Below are 16,284 nucleotides of genomic sequence, written 5' to 3' on the forward strand. Positions count from 1 at the left end.
CGGCCGCGTCAGGCGAGGAGGCCCGCCAGTTCCGGCCTGGGGTGGTTGCGGCTGATGTTGCGTTCGAGGAGGGCCAGCGACTCCCGGACGCCGACGCTCCCCGCGGTGTGTTCGGGCAGGCGGCCGTCGTCGCGCTTGAGCCGGACGATCGCCTCCTCCATGGCGCTCTGGGCGGCGAACAGGCACGGGGTGCTGTAGATCGCGACCTTCACCCCGAGCTCGGTCAGCTCCGGCAGGGAGATGCGGGGCGACTTCCCGCCCGCGATCTGGTTGAACAGCAGCGGCTTGTCGCCGATCACCGTCCGGACCCGGCGGATCTGCTCGACGCTCCGGACGCCGTCGACCAGGACGACGTCCGCGTCGGTCCGCGCCAGCGCCTCGGCGCGGGCCAGCACCTCGTCCTCCTCGCCGGCGTCGGTGCGGGCGACGACCACGAGGTCGCGCCGGGTCCGCAGCACCATGTCGAGCTTGTCGAGGTACTCCTGGAGCGGCAGGATCCGCTTGCCGTCCACGTGCCCGCAGCGCCGCGGCCGCTGCTGGTCCTCAAGGATCACGCCGGACGCGCCGATCAGCTCCAGCTGCTCGACCACGTGGCAGGCGACCTCGGGGTCCACGTAGCCGTCGTCGATGTCCACGAGCAGGTGCCGCCCGGGGAAGGCGAGCCGCAGCCGCTGCACGAACGCGACGATGTCGGGCCAGGCGATGAAGCCGATGTCGGGAAGGCCGTAGTGGGACGCCGCGAAGCCGAAGCCGGACACGAAGAGTCCATTGTAGTGCTGCGCGGCGACGGAGGCGGAGAACATGTCGAAAACCCCGATCAGCGGGGTGGTCCCTTCCGACATGATCTCGCGTCGCAGTTCTTCTCCGTAGTTCATCTTTTCTCCTTTCGTTGCGTTGGGCGCGGGCGACTTGTCCGACCAATACGGAACGCCACGGTTTGTGGCGACCACACGGCAGTCGGTATTCCGTGTCGTGAATAGTTACCCATGCGAAAAGCAAAAAGCGGGTCACGAAAGAGGAGTGAAGCAGCAAAAAGGCAAAGGAAACAGTCCACCTTGAAGGGTGATGTCCGGAATTGTTCTTTTACTCGTCGCGACCGTCGCGGGAGATGCGCTTGACCGCCCCGGCGCGGCGGGGCCGGCGCCGACGGTCCGCGGAGACGCTCGGCGAACACCGGGCGAACGCGCTGGAACCGACGGGTTTCTATGCCCCTCGAAATACACATTGAACATCTAGTGCTTTTCACCTTCTGGAGGGGTCTCGTTTTCCTCGACTACTCTCCCGTAGCTGTGGTCCCCGCGAGAAGACGAATTCACCGTCGCATGCGCAGGAGCATGCGGGTCCGGCCCATGCCGGCCTCCGTCATCTTTCTCGCGAACGCTTTTTCCCGCAAGCCCGCCGAAAAATGCGGGCGGTGCTCCGTGACGGAGCCGACGAAGAGCAGCGAACCCGCCGTTCCGGGCCGCGCCATCCGCTCTGTGCGCGAGCAGGACGGCCCCGGCGGCACGACCCCCCGATTGGAGAACCGTCATGCGCAAACTGCTGAAGGCGACGCTGGTCGCGTGCGCCTTCGCGCTCGCGATGTGCGGTGTGACGTCCGCGAACGCCGCCGAGCCCGCCGGTGAGGGCGGTGTGCCGATCATCGGCGGCCACAACGCCACCGAGACCTATTCCTGGATGGTGTCGCTGAGCAACGGCTGCGGCGGCAGCCTGGTCGCGGCCCAGTGGATCGTCACGGCGAACCACTGCGGCGCGGCGTCGCAGGCCCGGATCGGCTCGACCTACAAGAACTCCGGCGGCGAGGTCCGCCAGATCGACCGGCGCACCACCCGGTCGGGCACGGACCTCACGCTGATGCACCTGTCCACCCCCGCCCAGTCGGCGCCGGTGAAGATGGCGCAGTCCAACCCCGCCGCGGGCACCCCCGTGCGGCTGCTCGGCTTCGGCTGCATGAGCTGGCCGAGCTGCAGGACCGCCACCGTCCTCCAGGAGATCGACCTGACGATCCTGCCCAGCAGCCGGTGCGCGGCAGGCGGCGGCACCGCCAACGACGTGTGCGTCTCGGGCGACCGGACGCACTCGGCCTGCCACGGCGACTCCGGCGGCCCGGCGGTCGTCGGCACCCGCGGCGACTGGACGCTCGTCGGCGAGACCCACGGCCCCGGCGACAACATGGGCGAGTGCGCGACCACCACGCTCTACACCGGCATCGCGCCGTACCTCTCCTGGATCAACCAGCAGATCGGCCGCTGACCCCCCGCCCCCCACCCCCGTAGGAGCTCCCATGTCACTTCGCAGGATCATGGCGGCGCTGGCCGTCACGCTCGGGCTGTCCTTCCTGGTGCCCGCCCTGGTCGTCGAGCCGGCGTCGGCCGCGGCCCCGGTCGCGGTCCGCACCATCTACTACGACGCCAGTGCCGCGCAGGAGTTCAGGACGGCCGTCGACCAGGGCGCCGCGGCGTGGAACGCGGCCGTGCCGGCGATCCAGCTCAGGCCCGCGACCGGTGCGCAGGCCACCGTCAAGGTCTACGCCGACAACGGCTGGCCTCGCACCTACATGAACGGCTTCGGCCGCGCCACCATCTACATGGGGCGCGAGGCGGTCAACGACGGCTTCTACCCGCCGAGAATCGCCGCGCACGAGCTCGGGCACGCCCTCGGCCTGCCCGACAACCGCAACGGGCGCTGTGACTACCTGATGTCCGGCCACAGCTCGCCGACGTCCTGCCAGAGCACCACCCCGCACTCGACCGAGGCGGCCCAGGTCACCCGCAACGCGGGCGGTCTCGTGCCCGCCGCGCTCAGCCGGGAGACCCGGTACGCGGACTGCTTCGTCTTCTGACCGTCCGTTTCTCTTCCGACCGCATCGCACCGCGGGCACGACGGCGGCACGTGCCCGCGGTGCCGCGCGTCCGGGCACCGTCCACGCTGGTGCGCGCGGGCCTCATCGGGTAGGGAGGAAGTAAAGGGGGTTCGTACCTGACCGAATCTCGGGACGGGCTCCCGGTCGCCGCGGCGGCGAGTCGATGCGAGGTGGTGGCGATGTGCAGGTGGATGACCTACTCCGGGGACCCGGCCCTGGCGGAGGCCCTGCTCTTCCGGCCGGCCCATTCCCTGATCAACCAGAGCCTGCACTCCCGTCTGGGGGCGGAGACCACGAACGGGGACGGCTTCGGCATCGGCTGGTTCGGGGACCGGCCGATCCCGGGCGTGTACAAGAGCGTCCTTCCCGCATGGAACGACCCGAACCTGCGCGAGATCAGCCGGGAGATCCGCACCCGGCTGCTGTTCGCGCACGTCAGGGCCTCGACCGGCGCCGCGGTACAGCGCAGCAACTGCCACCCGTTCCGGTACCGGCGGTGGCTGTGGATGCACAACGGGGCCATCGCCGACTACCCCCGGCTGAAGCGGGACGTCATGCTCGCGGTCGATCCCTCGCTCTACCCCGAGATCGAGGGCACGACCGACTCCGAGGCCCTGTTCTACCTGGCCCTCACCTTCGGCCTGACGGAGGATCCGCCGGGCGCCGTCGCCCGCGCCATCGGCCTCGTCGAGGACCTCGGGCGGCGCCACGGGGTGCCCGATCCGCTGCAGATGACGGTGGCCACCAGCGAGGGCGAGTCGATCTGGGTGTTCCGCTACTCCAGTCAGGGCCGCACGAGGTCGCTCTTCTACTCCACCGACATCGCCGAGCTGCGCGCGCTCTACCCCGGGCTGGACGTCCTCCAGCGGCTCGGGACGGACGCGCGGTTCGTCGTGTCCGAGCCGATCCACCACCTTGAGGGCGCGTGGACGGAGGTGCCGGAGAGCTCGTACGCGGTCGTGCGTCCCGGCACCCACGAACTGCATCCCCTCGTCCCCGTCCGAAATCCCCAGGAGACCACCGCCTGACGTTCCGGCGGCCCGTCCTCAGGCGGCCCGGGGCGGGGCGATCAGCCGCCAGGCGCCGGGGTGCAGGGTCCAGGTGCGGCTGGTGTAGGGGCCGGACACCTCGCCGTCGCTGTTGCTCCGGAACTCCTCGCCGCTGATCGTGACCTTGCGGGCCGTGATGTGCAGGACGTCGTCCCGGTGGCGGTGGCTGCCGTCGCGCAGGCGCAGGGCGTAGGCGATCCGCGCGAAGGGGCCGGTGGCGGCGGAGACGACCAGCTCCATCTTCCCGTCACCCGGATGCGCGTCCAGGGCCAGCTGGGCGGAGCCGCCGGCGATGCCGGGCGCGTTGCTGAGCGCGGCCATCAGGAACTTGCCCTCGGCGACGAGTTCGCCGTCCGCCTCGGCCCGCAGCCGCCATCCGGAGTGGCGCAGGCCCGCGATGACCGCGCCCACCGGGAACGCCGCGGCCTTGAGCGTGCTCTTGAACCGCGTGGCGCTCTCGGCGGCCGAGGCGCCGATGCCCACGTGCACGGCGTTGAGGGTGACGCGGCCGTCCTCGTCGACGACCATGTCCAGCTCGCGGTGCCCGCCGTCCAGCAGGAGGCGGACGGCCTCGTCGGGGTCGAGCGGGATGCCGAGGTTGCGGGCGAGGTCGTTGCCGGTGCCCATCGGCAGCAGCCCGACCGTCCGGTCGAGCTCGCCGCGCCGGTGCAGGGTGCCGACCAGGCGGTTGATGGAGCCGTCGCCGCCGGCGGCCACGACGACCGCCTTGCGGTCCCTGTCCAGCGCCTCGTCGAGGTCGCCGGGCGCGACGCACGGGCAGACGGTGACATCCCGCCCGGCGTCCCGGAGCAGCGCGGCCACCCGGTCCAAGGTCTGGGCGTCATGCGTGCCGGCCTTGGCGTTGGTGAAGAGAATCATGGTCCTCAGATCGGCCGTGCGGAGCCTCCGGGGGCGTTGCTCGGCGACGGAGGCCTGGGGGGGGAACCCACACCGCTTCTGCCTTCCCTCCCGCGCCCGGATGATGCAGGTGGCGGGGTGTAGGACGTGTCACGGCGCCACGGCACGGGAGCCGCGGCCCCCCGGCCGCCTCACCGGGTGACGCGGATCTTGGACTGGCCGTGCGGGAGCTCCTCCCAGTCGTCCATGAAGCGTGCGGTGAAGCCGTGGCGCTCGGCCAGGGAGGTCAGGGTCTCGGTGCGGTAGTAGAAGTCCTCGCGCAGGACGTGGTGCTCGGTTCCCTCGGTGCGGTCGAAGGTGAAGTCGAAGAAGCCGCCGGGGGCGAGGACGCGCCCCACGTTCGCGAGGCATTCGTCGATGACCTCCAGCGGCGAGTGGCTGAAGACGCTGTGCGCGTGGACGACCGTGAAGTGCTCCGAGGGCAGGAACCGCAGTTTCAGGTCGCCGACCAGCGTCAGGTGCGGCAGTTTCTCGCGGAGGTCGTTGCGGACGAGGGTGTGCTGCGCGGCGAGCAGGATGTCGGGCGAGATGTCGATGCCGTAGTAGTTGCCGGCGTCGAGGTAGTCGATGAACCGCCAGCCGGCCCGCAGGTTGCCGCAGCCGATCTCCAGGAGCCGGTCGTCCGGTTTGAGGCCGTGCCTGAGCAGGTAGTCGAACTGCATCTGGCCGAGGGCGAGCCAGCGTTCGCGGGTGGGGCTGCCGACGGCGGCCTCCGGGCTCCTGGCCGCGTCCGCCCTCATGACGGCCCGGTAGTAGGCGACGTGGTCGCGGCTGGAGACCCGGAATTTCAGGTCGCGTGCCATGCGTGACAGATATGTACCGATCTTGTCTGGATTCTGGGCGGCGTAACGCAGCCGGTACGCCAGGCTCGCGCGATTCCGGCTCGTGGGCGGCAGCGCTTTCGTCATCGGGCTCGTCCCCCAAAGAGCACCTGCGGTTCGCCTCGTGACCTACCCTTCCGCCGCGTCCCGTAAAAGCGGCGGCGCTGCGGACGCGATCACGCGCGCACCCGGGGAAGTTCGAAGTCATCGAAAAGGGACGGGTCCATAAAACTCGAAATGTGGGCGATTCCGGAACGGGTGGGAGTGACCACCATAAGGGAATGCGCATGCAGAATTCCGTCCTCGCCGCGCAGGTACGCGCCGAAGGCGGGCTGGCCGTTCGCGCGGACGGGCACGAGCAGGTTGGGCTCGCGGCCGGAGGGCAGCCGGGCGGCGAGCAGCCGGCCGATGGCGTCCCGGCCGCTGAACCAGTGCGGAACGGGCGGCATCTCCCAGGCCGCCTGCTCGGTGAGCAGCCGGGTGAGCGCGGCGATGTCGACCGTCTCGAAGGCCCTGGCGAACCGGTCGAGCAGCTCGCGGCGCCCCGGCTCGTCCGGCTCGGTGATCTCGTCGCTGGCGGGGACCAGCCGCTCCAGCCGGGACCGGGCGCGCAGCAGCGTGCTGTTGACCCCCGCACCGGTCATCCCGAGCATTCCGGCGACCTCCGCGGCGGACCAGCCCAGCACGTCCCGCAGGACCAGCACGGCCCGCTGCCTGGCCGGCAGGTACTGCAACGCGGCGATCAACGCCAGCCGCAGGCCCGCCCGCTCGGCGACGACCGCCGCCGGATCCTCCGGCGCGCCCCCGACGAGCCGGTCGGGCAGGGGCTCCAGCCAGGGCACCTCCGGGGCGCGCGTCCCTACCGGCGGCACGTCGCCGGACGGTGAGGCGAGGCCGGAGGGCAGGACGCGCCGGCTGCTGTGCTCCAGGGCGTTCAGGCAGGCGTTCGTGGCGATCCGGTACAGCCACGTGCGCAGCGACGCCCGTCCGTCGAAGGCCGCATACGACCGCCACGCACGCAGGTACACCTCCTGGACCAGGTCCTCGGCGTCGTGGACGGAACCCAGCATCCGGTAGCAGTAGGCCAGCAGCTCCCGCCTGAACGGATCCGTCAACCGTCCGAACTCCTCGGGACCGGCATCTCTCTCATCGATCTTCATAGGACGCACCTCCCCATGTACTGACCGGAGACCGGGGCCGGATTCGTCGGCTTCCACCCGCTGAATACCGCCCGCGCGGCCGGTTTGTACAGGCGACGGCGAGCCACTGCCGGGCTCGCCCGACGACCTGGAGGTAACGCGCATGGCGCAGAGGACAAGCGGCAGGCTGCTCGGCCTGACCGCGACGGCGTCGCTGATGGTGGCGCTGGACGCGACGGTGGTGACGACCGCGCTGGCCAGGATCCGGCTGGACCTGTCCGCCACCATGGAACAGCTCGAATGGACCGTGAACGCCTACGGGCTCAGTTTCGCCGTCCTGCTGATGACCGGCGCCGCGCTGGGCGACCGCTTCGGGCGCAGGCGGATGTTCGTGAGCGGGCTCGCCCTGTTCACGGCCGCGTCGGCGGCATGCGCGGCGGCCCCCGGCATCGGCTGGCTGATCGCCGCCCGCGCGGTCCAGGGGTGCGGGTCCGCGCTGGTGATGCCGCTGGCCATGGCGCTGCTGAGCAACGGGTTCCCGCCCGAGCGGCGCGCCCGGGCCCTCGGCGTCTTCGCCGGAGTCACCGGCCTGGCGGTGGTGGCCGGGCCGGTGGTGGGCGGGATCGTCACCGAGGGACTGGCCTGGCAATGGATCTTCTGGCTCAACGTGCCGATCGGGCTGGCGGTCATCCCGCTGGTGCTCCGGCACATCCCCGAGAGCCGCGGCGGCGGGGCCTCCTTCGACCTCGGCGGCGTCCTGCTGGTGACGGGCGGCGCGCTCGGGCTGGTCTGGGGCCTGGTCCGCGCGGACGGCTCGGGCTGGGACGCCTACGAGGTGGACGGCGCGCTGGCGGCCGGGGTCCTGCTGTTCGCGGCCTTCGTCGCGTGGGAGCTGCGGGTCCGGGAGCCGATGGTGCCGATGCGGCTGCTGCGCTCGCGCGGCTTCTCCGCGGGGAACGCCGCCGGGCTGCTCATGTACGCGGCACTGTACGGTTCGCTGTTCTTCATGGCCCAGTTCCTCCAGACCGTCCTCGGGGCCGGGCCGATGGCCGCCGGGCTCCAGCTCGTTCCGTGGACGGCGACCGTGACCGTGATCGCGCCTGCCGCGGGGGCGCTGGTGAACCGGGTCGGGGCCCGTCCCCTCACCGCGGCCGGGCTGACCCTGCAGGCGATCGGGATGGGGTGGATCGGCCTCACCGCCGGGCCTTCGACCGCCTATGCGGAGCTGGTCGCGCCCATGATCGTCGCGGGGGCCGGGATCAGCATGGCGATGCCCGCCGCGCAGACCGCGGTCATCAACTCCGTCGCGGCGCGGGAGATCGGCAAGGCGTCCGGCGTCTTCAACGCCCTGCGGCAGCTCGCCGCGGTGCTGGGTGTGGCCGTCGCCGCCGCGGTGTTCACCGCCGAGGGCGGCTACGGGACCGCGCTGACCTTCTCCGACGGCTTCGGGCCCGCCCTCACCCTCACGGGCGCGCTGTCGCTGGCCGGTGCGATCGCCGGCCTGTTCATGCCCGGACCTGACCGGACGGCCCGGACGTCCCCGGCGCCGCCGGTTCCGCGACGCGCGCCCGAGCCGACTCGCTGAGACGCGGAGACGCCGCGCCGTCAGGCGGGCTCGCGGGTCACCGGATTCCGGCGGCGTAGTCGGCGAAGCGCTCGTCGACCTGCTCCGGGGTGAGACCGAAGTCCGCGAGGGAGTACCGGTGGGCGGGTTTCGCGGCGCCGGTGGAGCTCTCGCCGTGGAGCCTCGTCATGGCGGCGCGGGCGTCGTCGGTGAACGGCAGCCCGAACCGCGCGTAGACGGACTCGACCGTGCCGATCGGGTCGCGGACGAAGTCGTCGTAGTGGACGTCCGCGAACCGCGCGGGGTCGTGGCGCTCCCGTTCGGCGCGGAACAGGTCGAGGCCCCGGCTCCACAGGTCGAGCTGGTCGCGGCCGATCACGGGGCCGGTGAACACGTCCGACCATCCGGCGGTGGCGTGCGCGGCCAGGCTGCACATCGACGCCATCGCGGTGCGCGGCGTGCGGTGCGTCTGGACGATCAGCGCGTCGGGGTAGACCTCCAGCAGCGCGTCCAGCGCGAACAGGTGGCTGGGGTTCTTCAGCACCCAGCGCCGTCCGGGATCGTTCAGCCCGATGAGCTGGAGGTTGCGCCGGTGCCTGCGGTAGGCGTCCGTCCAGTCCTGCCCGGCGAGCCAGGACGAGTAGCCCGGCAGGTGCGCCAGGCACTCGAACGAGATCGACAGCATGCTCTGGCGGAGCAGCTGCCAGCACTCCTCGACGGAGTCCGCCGAGATGTAGTGGACGCCCATGAACTCGGGGTTCTCCACGTGGTGCCGCCGGTACCCGGCGTCGATCGCCTGGAAGACCGGGTCGCCGGCCCAGGTCTCGCGCGGCGGGCGCGGCTGCGGCACCTCGGCCAGCCACAGGTCGAGTCCCTGGTGCGCGGGGTCGGCGGTGAGCAGCCGGTGCAGGGCCGTGGTCCCGGTGCGGGGCAGGCCGGTCACGAAGATCGGCCGTTCGACGGGGACGTCCGCGTGGCCGGGGTGCCGCCGCCAGGCCGTCTCGGAGAACTGCCGGGCGGCCAGGGCGCCGCGCAGCATCGCGCGCTGCGCCTTGTTCCCGAGCGGGGTGAGCCCGGCCTCCCCGGCCAGCGACTCCAGCAGCACCTTCAGCCCGTCGAGGTACTCGCCGCCGCCGAAGTCGTCCGATCCGGTGATCCTGGCGGCCGAGGCGTGCAGGTCCTCGACGGTCCCCACGCTGTCGCGACCGTTCGTCATCGGTCCGTCCCTTCCTAGTGGTGCCACTCGCCGGAGTTGACGTCCAGGCACTGGCCGGTGACGGCGCGGGCCAGCGGCGACAGCATGAACACGGCGGCGTCGGCGACCTCGTCGGGCTCGGGCAGCTTCCGCAGGTCCGTCGTCGCGGCGTTCTCGTCGTAGACCTGCTGCGCCGTCACGCCGCGCTTCTCCGCGAGGTGGTGGAAGTACCACTTGAGGTTGGGCGCCCAGATGTAGCCGGGCGCGATCGTGTTGACGCGGATCCCGTGCGGCCCGAGCTCGGTGGACAGGTTCTGCGCCATCGCCAGCAGCGCCGCCTTGGCCATCTTGTAGGCGCCGAACGTCCGCCGGGAGTGCCGCAGCACCGCAGAGTTGATCATGACGACGGAGCCGCGGGACTCCTCCAGCGCCGGGACGAACAGCCGGGTCAGATGGAGCGCGGCGAGGACGTTGGTCTCGAAGCCCGCCCGCACCGCGTCGAGGTCGACCGTCGTCAGATCGGTCAGCGGCGGGGTGGCGAAGGCGTTGTTGACCAGGCCGTCCACCCGGCCGAACGCCTGCCGGGCGGTCTCGGCCAGCCGCTCGCAGGCCGCCGCGTCCCTGATGTCGGTCGGGACGGTCGCGGTCCGCCGCCCGAGGTCCTCGACCTCCTTGGCGACCTCGGCGAGCCGGTCCTCGTTGCGCGCGGCGAGCACGACGTCGGCCCCGGCCTTCGCGCACTGGAGCGCGAGCCCCCGGCCGAGCCCCGGGCCCACGCCGGAGACGACGACGACCTTGCCTTCCAGCAGTCCGGCGCCCATCAGCCCAGCATCCTCTTCGCCACGGCGGTCTGGCGGGCGGCGATCCGCTGCGCCCACTCCTGTTTCCCGACGCGCTGGCTCTCGTAGAAGGGCAGGACGCGCGGGAGGTCCGCGAACGGGACGACCTCGACGCTCGGTCCGTCCTCGGGGGTGAGGTCGCGGGCAAGCCTCTGCCAGCGGAACTGCAGGTAGCCGCGGCGGTGCCCGGTCCGCTCGATCCAGTTGGCGAGCCCCGGATCGCGCTCGCTGACGACGTACCGGATCATGCCGTCCTCGTCCACGCGGGCCTGGTCCGCGGTGAGGCTCGTCTGGTGGTTGATGTAGTCGAGCGAGACGTACCACATGCTGCCGAGCTGGAAGCCCTGGTAGGGCGCCACCTCACGAGCGGCGGCCGGGGCGGTGACGACCATCGCCTCGTCGTCGTCCAGGTCGTAGTGGCCGACGGACGAGAACTGCGTCGCCAGGCCGCCGGGCGTGGGCCGCGGCTCGGTCAGCGTGTTGACCGGCAACTGCAGGTAGTGCCATTCGGGGAAGGCCAGGAACGTGCGGATCCGCGACACCAGCATCTTGCCCGCGATCTCGTACCGCCGGGCCATCCGGTCGGACGGGACCGGCAGCGGAGAGGTCCCGAGCGTGTCCGCCCGGTGGATGCGGATCTCGCCCGGCCTCTCGTTCTCCCAGTCGCTGAAGACCTCCCGCACGATGAGCATCGCGGAGCCGGGGGCGAGCGCGACGTAGCCGGGCCCGGCGTCGTCTCTCGGGGGGCCGAATCGCAGCCGGAACGTCCCGTCCTCGGCGATGTCCAGCTCGCGGTCGTCGAACGCGGTGAGGCTGTCGGGCGACTTGGCCGGCGAGTAGTCGCCGTTCATGACCTGGAAACTGAGGTCGGCGGTCGTGCCCCGGCGCCCGGTCACGACGTATTCGGCGTCGTCCCGGATATAGGCGTGGAAGTACAGCGTGTCGGGATTGTCGAGCCCGAGCTTGGTGTACGGCCCCGTCGACGACGCGAAGAACGGATAGTCCCGCTGGTAGGCGCCCACCATGTGCAGTGACGCCTTGATGCTGCCGGCCAGGTAGTCGAGGCCCTCGGCCAGGTCCTGGTCGGTCTTGACGTGCGGCGCGGCGCGGATGATCCGCTCCGCCTCCACGACCGCGTCGGCGAACGAGCGCGTCGCGGCGCCCAGGCGGTCGGTGCTGCCTTCGGCTGGATCGGTGGCCACCGGGCTCTCCTCGGATCGCGGGCGCGAGGCCGTGCTCTGGCGGGAAGGAGATTAGAACGCGTTCTAAGCAGTGGGCAAAGCCCGGGTCCCGCTCAATGGGAGGTGGTGAACTTCAGGCTCGGCGTGTCGTCCAGCGACACCATGTACTCGTAGGTCCGCCGGTGCCCGGTCTTCTCGACGCGCCATCCGCCGCCGTCCCGCCGGTAGACGTCGTGGTAGAAGGCGGCGCCCCGGATGAGCAGCCGGTCCCCCGGGAGGATGATCGTGTCGTCCAGCGACCAGATCCCGGTCGCCCGGTCCCCGTCGAGGTCGATCTCCGGGCAGCCGGCCGTGTGGGTGCTGATCTTGTCCGGCCCGAGGTTGGACCGCATGTACTCGACGATCGCGTCCCGCCCCTCCAGCCGGAGCGTCTCGCCCAGCACCGGCGTGTCGTACTCCGCCACCGCGTCCTCGGTGAACACCTCGGCGAACTCGTCCCAGAGCTTGAGGTCGACGCACCGCAGGTACCGGTACTTGAGCCGCCGAATCTCTTCCAGCGCAACCAGATCCATGCGCCCCAGCCTCCTAGCTCCTCCGGCAAAACACAAGAACACGTTCTACCCATCGGGCCGGGCTCGCGGAAGGGGGTGCGCCGCCCAGGCCGGACCAAAGATCCGGCAAAAGGTCGGCATCGGTCGATCGGCGCACGCCGCGCCGAGGCCACGGGGACGTGGAAGATCCGCCAACCCCGCCGCGCCCGGATTCCGGTGCCCGGCAAGGGAAGCGGGCGGCGGCGGCCAAGAGGACGCCCCGGGCTCTCCGGGGAGCGCCCCGCGGGCGGGCGGCCGCGGTCGCCGTTCCGGCCCGCCGACCGGGATTACGCTGGTAGAGGTGATGGCACCGGTCATACTCGTGGTAGATCACGACGCGGGTTCGCGGCGGGTACTCCTCGCCGACCTCACGCGACGGCTGGGCGAGGCGTTCACCGTGAAGGGCGCGAGTTCGCCCGGGGAAGCGTGCGACGCGCTGAGGGAAATGGCGCGGGCCGAGGAATCCGTCGCGCTGCTGATGGTGGACGACGCCTGCGCCGACGTCCTTCCGCGAGCGCATGAGATGTATCCGAACGCCAGGCGCGTGCTGATGGTGGACCGCGACTACACCGCGACCAGTCCGGCCGTCCAGGCGATCGCGCTCGGGTCCGCCGACTACCACCTCGTCCGGCCGTGGACGAACGACGAGACGATGCACCGGGCGGTGAGCGAGTTCCTGTCCTCGTGGACGGAGGAGCAGGAACCGACGTTCGAGCTGTTCCGCGTCGTCGCCGAACTGGACGACCCCCGGATGCTGCGGCTGCGCGACGTGATGGCGCGGTTCAACCTGCCGTTCGTGGTTCACCCGCCCGGCGAGGAGACCGGGCGGCGGCTGCTGCGGGAGGCCGGCGTCGACGCGTCGCGGCTGCCGGTGGTGGTCCGCTACGACGGCCGGGCGTACGTGGACCCGCAGGTCTCCGACCTCGCGTGCGCGATCGGCGTCAGCGTCGTGAACGACCTGGACGTCTGCGACGTCGCCATCGTCGGCGCCGGGTCGGCCGGGCTGACGGCGGCCGTGTACGCGGCGTCCGAGGGGCTCGACACCGTGCTGCTGGAACGGGCCTTCTCGGGCGGCCAGGCCGGGACCAGCCCGATGATCAGGAACTACCCCGGGTTCCCCCACGGCATCGCCGGCGGCTACCTGATGGAGCGCACCTGCGAGCAGGCGTGGCTGATGGGCGCGCACATCGTCTTCGCCCAGCAGGTCGTCGGCCTCGAGATCCGCGGCGACCGGCGGGTGGTCCGCATGGCGGACGGCTCCGAGGTCAGCGCACGCGCGGTGCTGATCGCCACGGGCGTCGACTGGCGGCGGCTCGGCGTCCCCGGGCTGGAGGCCCTCGTCGGCTCCGGCGTCTTCTACGGCATGGCCGTGGGCGAGAGCCGCGCGATGCGGGGCCAGGACGTCTTCATCGTCGGCGCCGGGAACTCGGCGTGCCAGGCCGCGCTGCACCTGGCCAAGCACGCCCGCACGGTCACGCTGGTCGTCCGGGGCGACGGCCTGGCGAAGTCGGCGTCGACCTACCTGGTGCGCGCCATCGAGTCGACGCCGAACATCGCCGTCCGCCGGCGGACCGAGGTGACCGGATGCGGCGGAGGCGACCGCCTGCGGTCGCTGACGCTCGCCGACCGGGCGGCGGGCACCGCCGAGTGCGTCCCGGCCGCCGCGCTCTTCATCATGATCGGCGGCGAGCCGCACACGCGGTGGCTCCCGGACGGCATCGCCTGCGACGAGCAGGGCTACCTGCTCACGGGCCGCGAGATCTACGACCGGGTCCCGCCCCGCCGGCCCCTCGACCGGGACCCGATGCCGCTGGAGACGAGCATGCCCGGCGTCTTCGCCGCGGGAGACGTGCGGAAGGGCTCGATCAAGCGGGTCGCCTCGGCGGTGGGCGAGGGCGCCACGGCCGTCCGCTCGGTCCACGAGTACCTGTCCCTCTGAGCCGCTATGCCGGTTATCGACGGTTTTCGGGGACGGTTGGCGGATTCTGGGGACGGGCGCGGTTCCGGCGCGGCACTCTGAGGCGGTCGAAGTCGATGAAGGGCGCGGCGGCGGAGCGCCCTTGCGCCCGTCATGGAAGCGCCTGTCATGGAGAGTGGTCCTGTGGTCGACGGCTCGCTTGAGAACGTCCCGTCCGAAACGGCTGAGATCGCCGAGACGCTGGGAGGGGAGGCGTCCTGGCTCGGACGCGGGGTCGCGTTGTTCACACCCGTGTTCGCTGTGGCGGCGGGCTGGCTCGCCGGTGTCGTGGCGCAGCTCGTGCCCGGAGCTCATCTCGACGAGACGCAGGTGACCACCTTCATGGTGGCCGCGTCGACCGCGGCGCTCGGATCCGGGTGGAAGTGGCTCCAGGGATGGCAGCAGCACGAGCGGCTCGTCGCCGACGGAAAGGCCGCGCCCGTGAAGAGCAGCCGGGAGCGGCGGCGTCGCCCGACCAAATGAAACGGGTGCTTCGCGAGGCGATGTGAAACGGGCGCCGGGAAGGTGGGCATAGCTCTACCGCGAAGCGGGAGGCACGCCCACGGGCAGGCCGTGTCGCGCCCGGCAAAGTGTTCCGCAGATGCAGACGCCGCCGGGGCCGCCACAGGTTCATCCGCCGGCATTGCACGGTCGTCCCGCGTTCATCCGGCGGCCTTTTTCTGTCGCTATTCATGATCCGTGCGCGCCATTCTCGTGCTTTTGACCCTCGCACTCGCGCTCGTGGGATGCGCGACCGCCAAGGCCTCGATCCACCGCCAGGACGTCGTCGTGATCGGGGTCAAGGCGGACCAGCCCGGGCTCGGGCTGAGGAAGAACGGGGTGTTCCAGGGGTTCGAGGTCGACGTGGGCGCCTACATCGCCCGCCGCCTCGGGGCGTCCCGGGTGACGTTCCGCGAGGTCAGGTCCGACGACCGGGAGCGGCTGCTGAACCGGCGCGCCGTCGACCTGGTGCTCGCGTCCTACTCGATCACGCCGGACCGGGCCAGGCTCGTCGCCTTCGGCGGGCCCTACTACGTCGCCCATCAGGACGTCATGGTGCGGCGGGGCGAGACCCGCGTCCGCGGCGTGCGCGATCTGGCCGGGCGGAGGATGTGCCAGGCCAGCGGGTCGGTCTCGACCGAGCGGGTGGTGGTCGGTCTGAGCATCCGCGCACGGCTCGTCCCCGGCTCGTCCTACAGCGACTGCGTGGCGAAGCTGCGGGCCGGGACCGTGGACGCCATCTCCACCGGCGACCTGGTGCTCGCCGGGTTCGCGGCCCCGGACCTGAGGATCGTCAACGCCCCTTTCACCGACGAGCGGTACGGGGTCGGAATGCGCAAGGACGACGCGGACGGCTGCGAGGCGGTGAACCGGGCCATCACGACGATGTACCAGGACGGGACGGCGGGCCGCCTGCTGGACAAGTGGTTCGGGAAGAGCGGGCTCACGCTCGTCCGCGAGGTCCCCGAGTTCGAGGGCTGCTCGTAATGTCGGCGCCCCTGGCTATGGTCGGGACGTGGCTGAGGACAGGGACGCTTGGGACGAGCTCTTGGCAGCGGGCTTCCTGCACGCCCTGCGGGAGGCCCACCGCGAGGCGACGCTGGCCGTCTTCGGCGGGCTGAGCCGGGCGGCGGGGTTCACGGAGCGGACGTACGGGGTCGGCGCCTTCGACGCGCTGGCGTCGCAGATCGACCGGGTCTTCGAGGCCGAGCCGCAGGTCGTCCGCGACGATCTGAACGGCTCGCCCGGCTGGCGGTACGGGCCGTACCGCGTCCTGCTCAAGCGGCACGAGTTCGGGAACGTCAGGGGCATCCGGTGGGACCGCGACAGCCCCACCAAGCAGGCCGTGGCGCGCCAGACCTACGTCGAGGACCCGCAGCTCGTCCTCCCGCTGGGCATCGAGGCGCGCGACACGCCCGGGGTCGTGACGCTGGTGCTCGCGCACAGCGCCACCGAGGCGCCGCTGGAGATGGAGCTCTTCCTGGGCCGCCCCAGGTGGAACGCCGACGGCGGCACCGCCTGGCACTGGGTGAGACCCGTGGACGACACCATCGGGCCCGATCCACGTCGTAAGCTCGTCGAGCGGACGATGCCGCTGTGGGACGACCGGGAAGAGGACGTCCCGATGCGGCTCCGCGGGGAGACGAAGACGGCCTAGCAGAAGGTGG

General features: G+C 71.5%; 16 protein-coding genes. 8 read left to right on the forward strand and 8 right to left on the reverse strand.

Features of this window, described 5'->3' with window-relative positions:
• Nucleotides 1-8: 8 nt before the first annotated feature.
• A complete protein-coding gene (locus tag AB0K37_RS14775; protein ID WP_363980200.1) occupies nucleotides 9-875 on the reverse strand; it encodes an isocitrate lyase/PEP mutase family protein in 867 nt (288 codons plus the stop codon).
• Nucleotides 876-1,530: 655 nt separating this feature from the next.
• On the opposite strand from AB0K37_RS14775, the gene AB0K37_RS14780 reads away from it, so the two are divergent.
• From AB0K37_RS14780 to AB0K37_RS14790, 3 genes are all read left to right on the forward strand, one after another.
• Nucleotides 1,531-2,253 (forward strand): trypsin-like serine protease, encoded by a 723-nt coding sequence (locus tag AB0K37_RS14780; protein ID WP_363980203.1) that lies wholly within the window; start codon nucleotides 1,531-1,533, stop codon nucleotides 2,251-2,253.
• A 31-nt stretch (nucleotides 2,254-2,284) separates the two neighbouring features.
• The gene (locus AB0K37_RS14785) at nucleotides 2,285-2,842 is read left to right on the forward strand and encodes a snapalysin family zinc-dependent metalloprotease (protein ID WP_363980206.1); all 558 of its coding nucleotides are present in this window, start codon (nucleotides 2,285-2,287) and stop codon (nucleotides 2,840-2,842) included.
• Nucleotides 2,843-3,042: 200 nt separating this feature from the next.
• A complete protein-coding gene (locus tag AB0K37_RS14790; RefSeq protein WP_363980209.1) occupies nucleotides 3,043-3,891 on the forward strand; it encodes a class II glutamine amidotransferase in 849 nt (282 codons plus the stop codon).
• An 18-nt stretch (nucleotides 3,892-3,909) separates the two neighbouring features.
• Here the strand turns inward: AB0K37_RS14790 and AB0K37_RS14795 are convergent, their stop codons facing one another.
• The 3 genes from AB0K37_RS14795 to AB0K37_RS14805 form a co-directional block, all read right to left on the reverse strand.
• Nucleotides 3,910-4,791, reverse strand: a complete 882-nt coding sequence (locus AB0K37_RS14795; RefSeq protein ID WP_363980212.1) for a diacylglycerol kinase family protein — start codon at nucleotides 4,789-4,791, stop codon at nucleotides 3,910-3,912.
• Nucleotides 4,792-4,961: 170 nt separating this feature from the next.
• Entirely contained in the window at nucleotides 4,962-5,738 is a 777-nt protein-coding gene (locus AB0K37_RS14800; protein ID WP_363980215.1) for a class I SAM-dependent methyltransferase, read from the reverse strand.
• 89 nt (nucleotides 5,739-5,827) lie between these two features.
• Nucleotides 5,828-6,811, reverse strand: coding sequence for a sigma-70 family RNA polymerase sigma factor (locus AB0K37_RS14805; RefSeq protein ID WP_363980218.1), 984 nt, complete (start codon nucleotides 6,809-6,811; stop codon nucleotides 5,828-5,830).
• Nucleotides 6,812-6,953: 142 nt separating this feature from the next.
• Here AB0K37_RS14805 and AB0K37_RS14810 point away from each other — a divergent pair, with 142 nt between their 5' ends.
• A complete protein-coding gene (locus AB0K37_RS14810; RefSeq protein ID WP_363980221.1) occupies nucleotides 6,954-8,375 on the forward strand; it encodes a DHA2 family efflux MFS transporter permease subunit in 1,422 nt (473 codons plus the stop codon).
• A gap of 37 nt (nucleotides 8,376-8,412) precedes the next feature.
• On the opposite strand, the gene AB0K37_RS14815 is transcribed toward AB0K37_RS14810, so the two are convergent.
• The 4 genes from AB0K37_RS14815 to AB0K37_RS14830 all read right to left on the reverse strand — a co-directional run bounded on the left by AB0K37_RS14815 (nucleotide 8,413) and on the right by AB0K37_RS14830 (nucleotide 12,141).
• On the reverse strand, nucleotides 8,413-9,570 hold the full coding sequence (locus tag AB0K37_RS14815; protein WP_363980224.1) for a sulfotransferase: 1,158 nt from the start codon (nucleotides 9,568-9,570) through the stop codon (nucleotides 8,413-8,415).
• A gap of 14 nt (nucleotides 9,571-9,584) precedes the next feature.
• The gene (locus AB0K37_RS14820) at nucleotides 9,585-10,370 is read right to left on the reverse strand and encodes an SDR family oxidoreductase (RefSeq protein ID WP_363980227.1); all 786 of its coding nucleotides are present in this window, start codon (nucleotides 10,368-10,370) and stop codon (nucleotides 9,585-9,587) included.
• Nucleotides 10,370-11,590 carry a hypothetical protein gene (locus tag AB0K37_RS14825; protein ID WP_363980230.1) on the reverse strand — a complete coding sequence of 407 codons (1,221 nt, stop codon included), beginning with the start codon at nucleotides 11,588-11,590 and terminating at the stop codon, nucleotides 10,370-10,372. Before AB0K37_RS14825 ends, AB0K37_RS14820 begins: the two co-directional genes overlap by 1 nt.
• 92 nt (nucleotides 11,591-11,682) lie before the next feature.
• Complete coding sequence (locus AB0K37_RS14830) at nucleotides 11,683-12,141, reverse strand: nuclear transport factor 2 family protein (protein ID WP_363980233.1); 459 nt, start codon at nucleotides 12,139-12,141, stop codon at nucleotides 11,683-11,685.
• A gap of 322 nt (nucleotides 12,142-12,463) precedes the next feature.
• Here AB0K37_RS14830 and AB0K37_RS14835 point away from each other — a divergent pair, with 322 nt between their 5' ends.
• The 4 genes from AB0K37_RS14835 to AB0K37_RS14850 all read left to right on the forward strand — a co-directional run bounded on the left by AB0K37_RS14835 (nucleotide 12,464) and on the right by AB0K37_RS14850 (nucleotide 16,274).
• A complete protein-coding gene (locus AB0K37_RS14835) occupies nucleotides 12,464-14,098 on the forward strand; it encodes an FAD-dependent oxidoreductase (protein WP_363980235.1) in 1,635 nt (544 codons plus the stop codon).
• Nucleotides 14,099-14,245: 147 nt separating this feature from the next.
• Nucleotides 14,246-14,599, forward strand: a complete 354-nt coding sequence (locus AB0K37_RS14840; RefSeq protein WP_363980238.1) for a hypothetical protein — start codon at nucleotides 14,246-14,248, stop codon at nucleotides 14,597-14,599.
• A gap of 231 nt (nucleotides 14,600-14,830) precedes the next feature.
• A complete protein-coding gene (locus tag AB0K37_RS14845) occupies nucleotides 14,831-15,604 on the forward strand; it encodes a glutamate ABC transporter substrate-binding protein (protein ID WP_363980281.1) in 774 nt (257 codons plus the stop codon).
• Between the two features lie 28 nt (nucleotides 15,605-15,632).
• Nucleotides 15,633-16,274 carry a hypothetical protein gene (locus tag AB0K37_RS14850; RefSeq protein ID WP_363980240.1) on the forward strand — a complete coding sequence of 214 codons (642 nt, stop codon included), beginning with the start codon at nucleotides 15,633-15,635 and terminating at the stop codon, nucleotides 16,272-16,274.
• Nucleotides 16,275-16,284: the final 10 nt, after the last annotated feature.

The sequence above is a fragment of the Actinomadura sp. NPDC049753 genome, from assembly GCF_040674655.1.
In the GTDB taxonomy this organism is placed as follows: domain Bacteria; phylum Actinomycetota; class Actinomycetes; order Streptosporangiales; family Streptosporangiaceae; genus Spirillospora; species Spirillospora verrucosospora.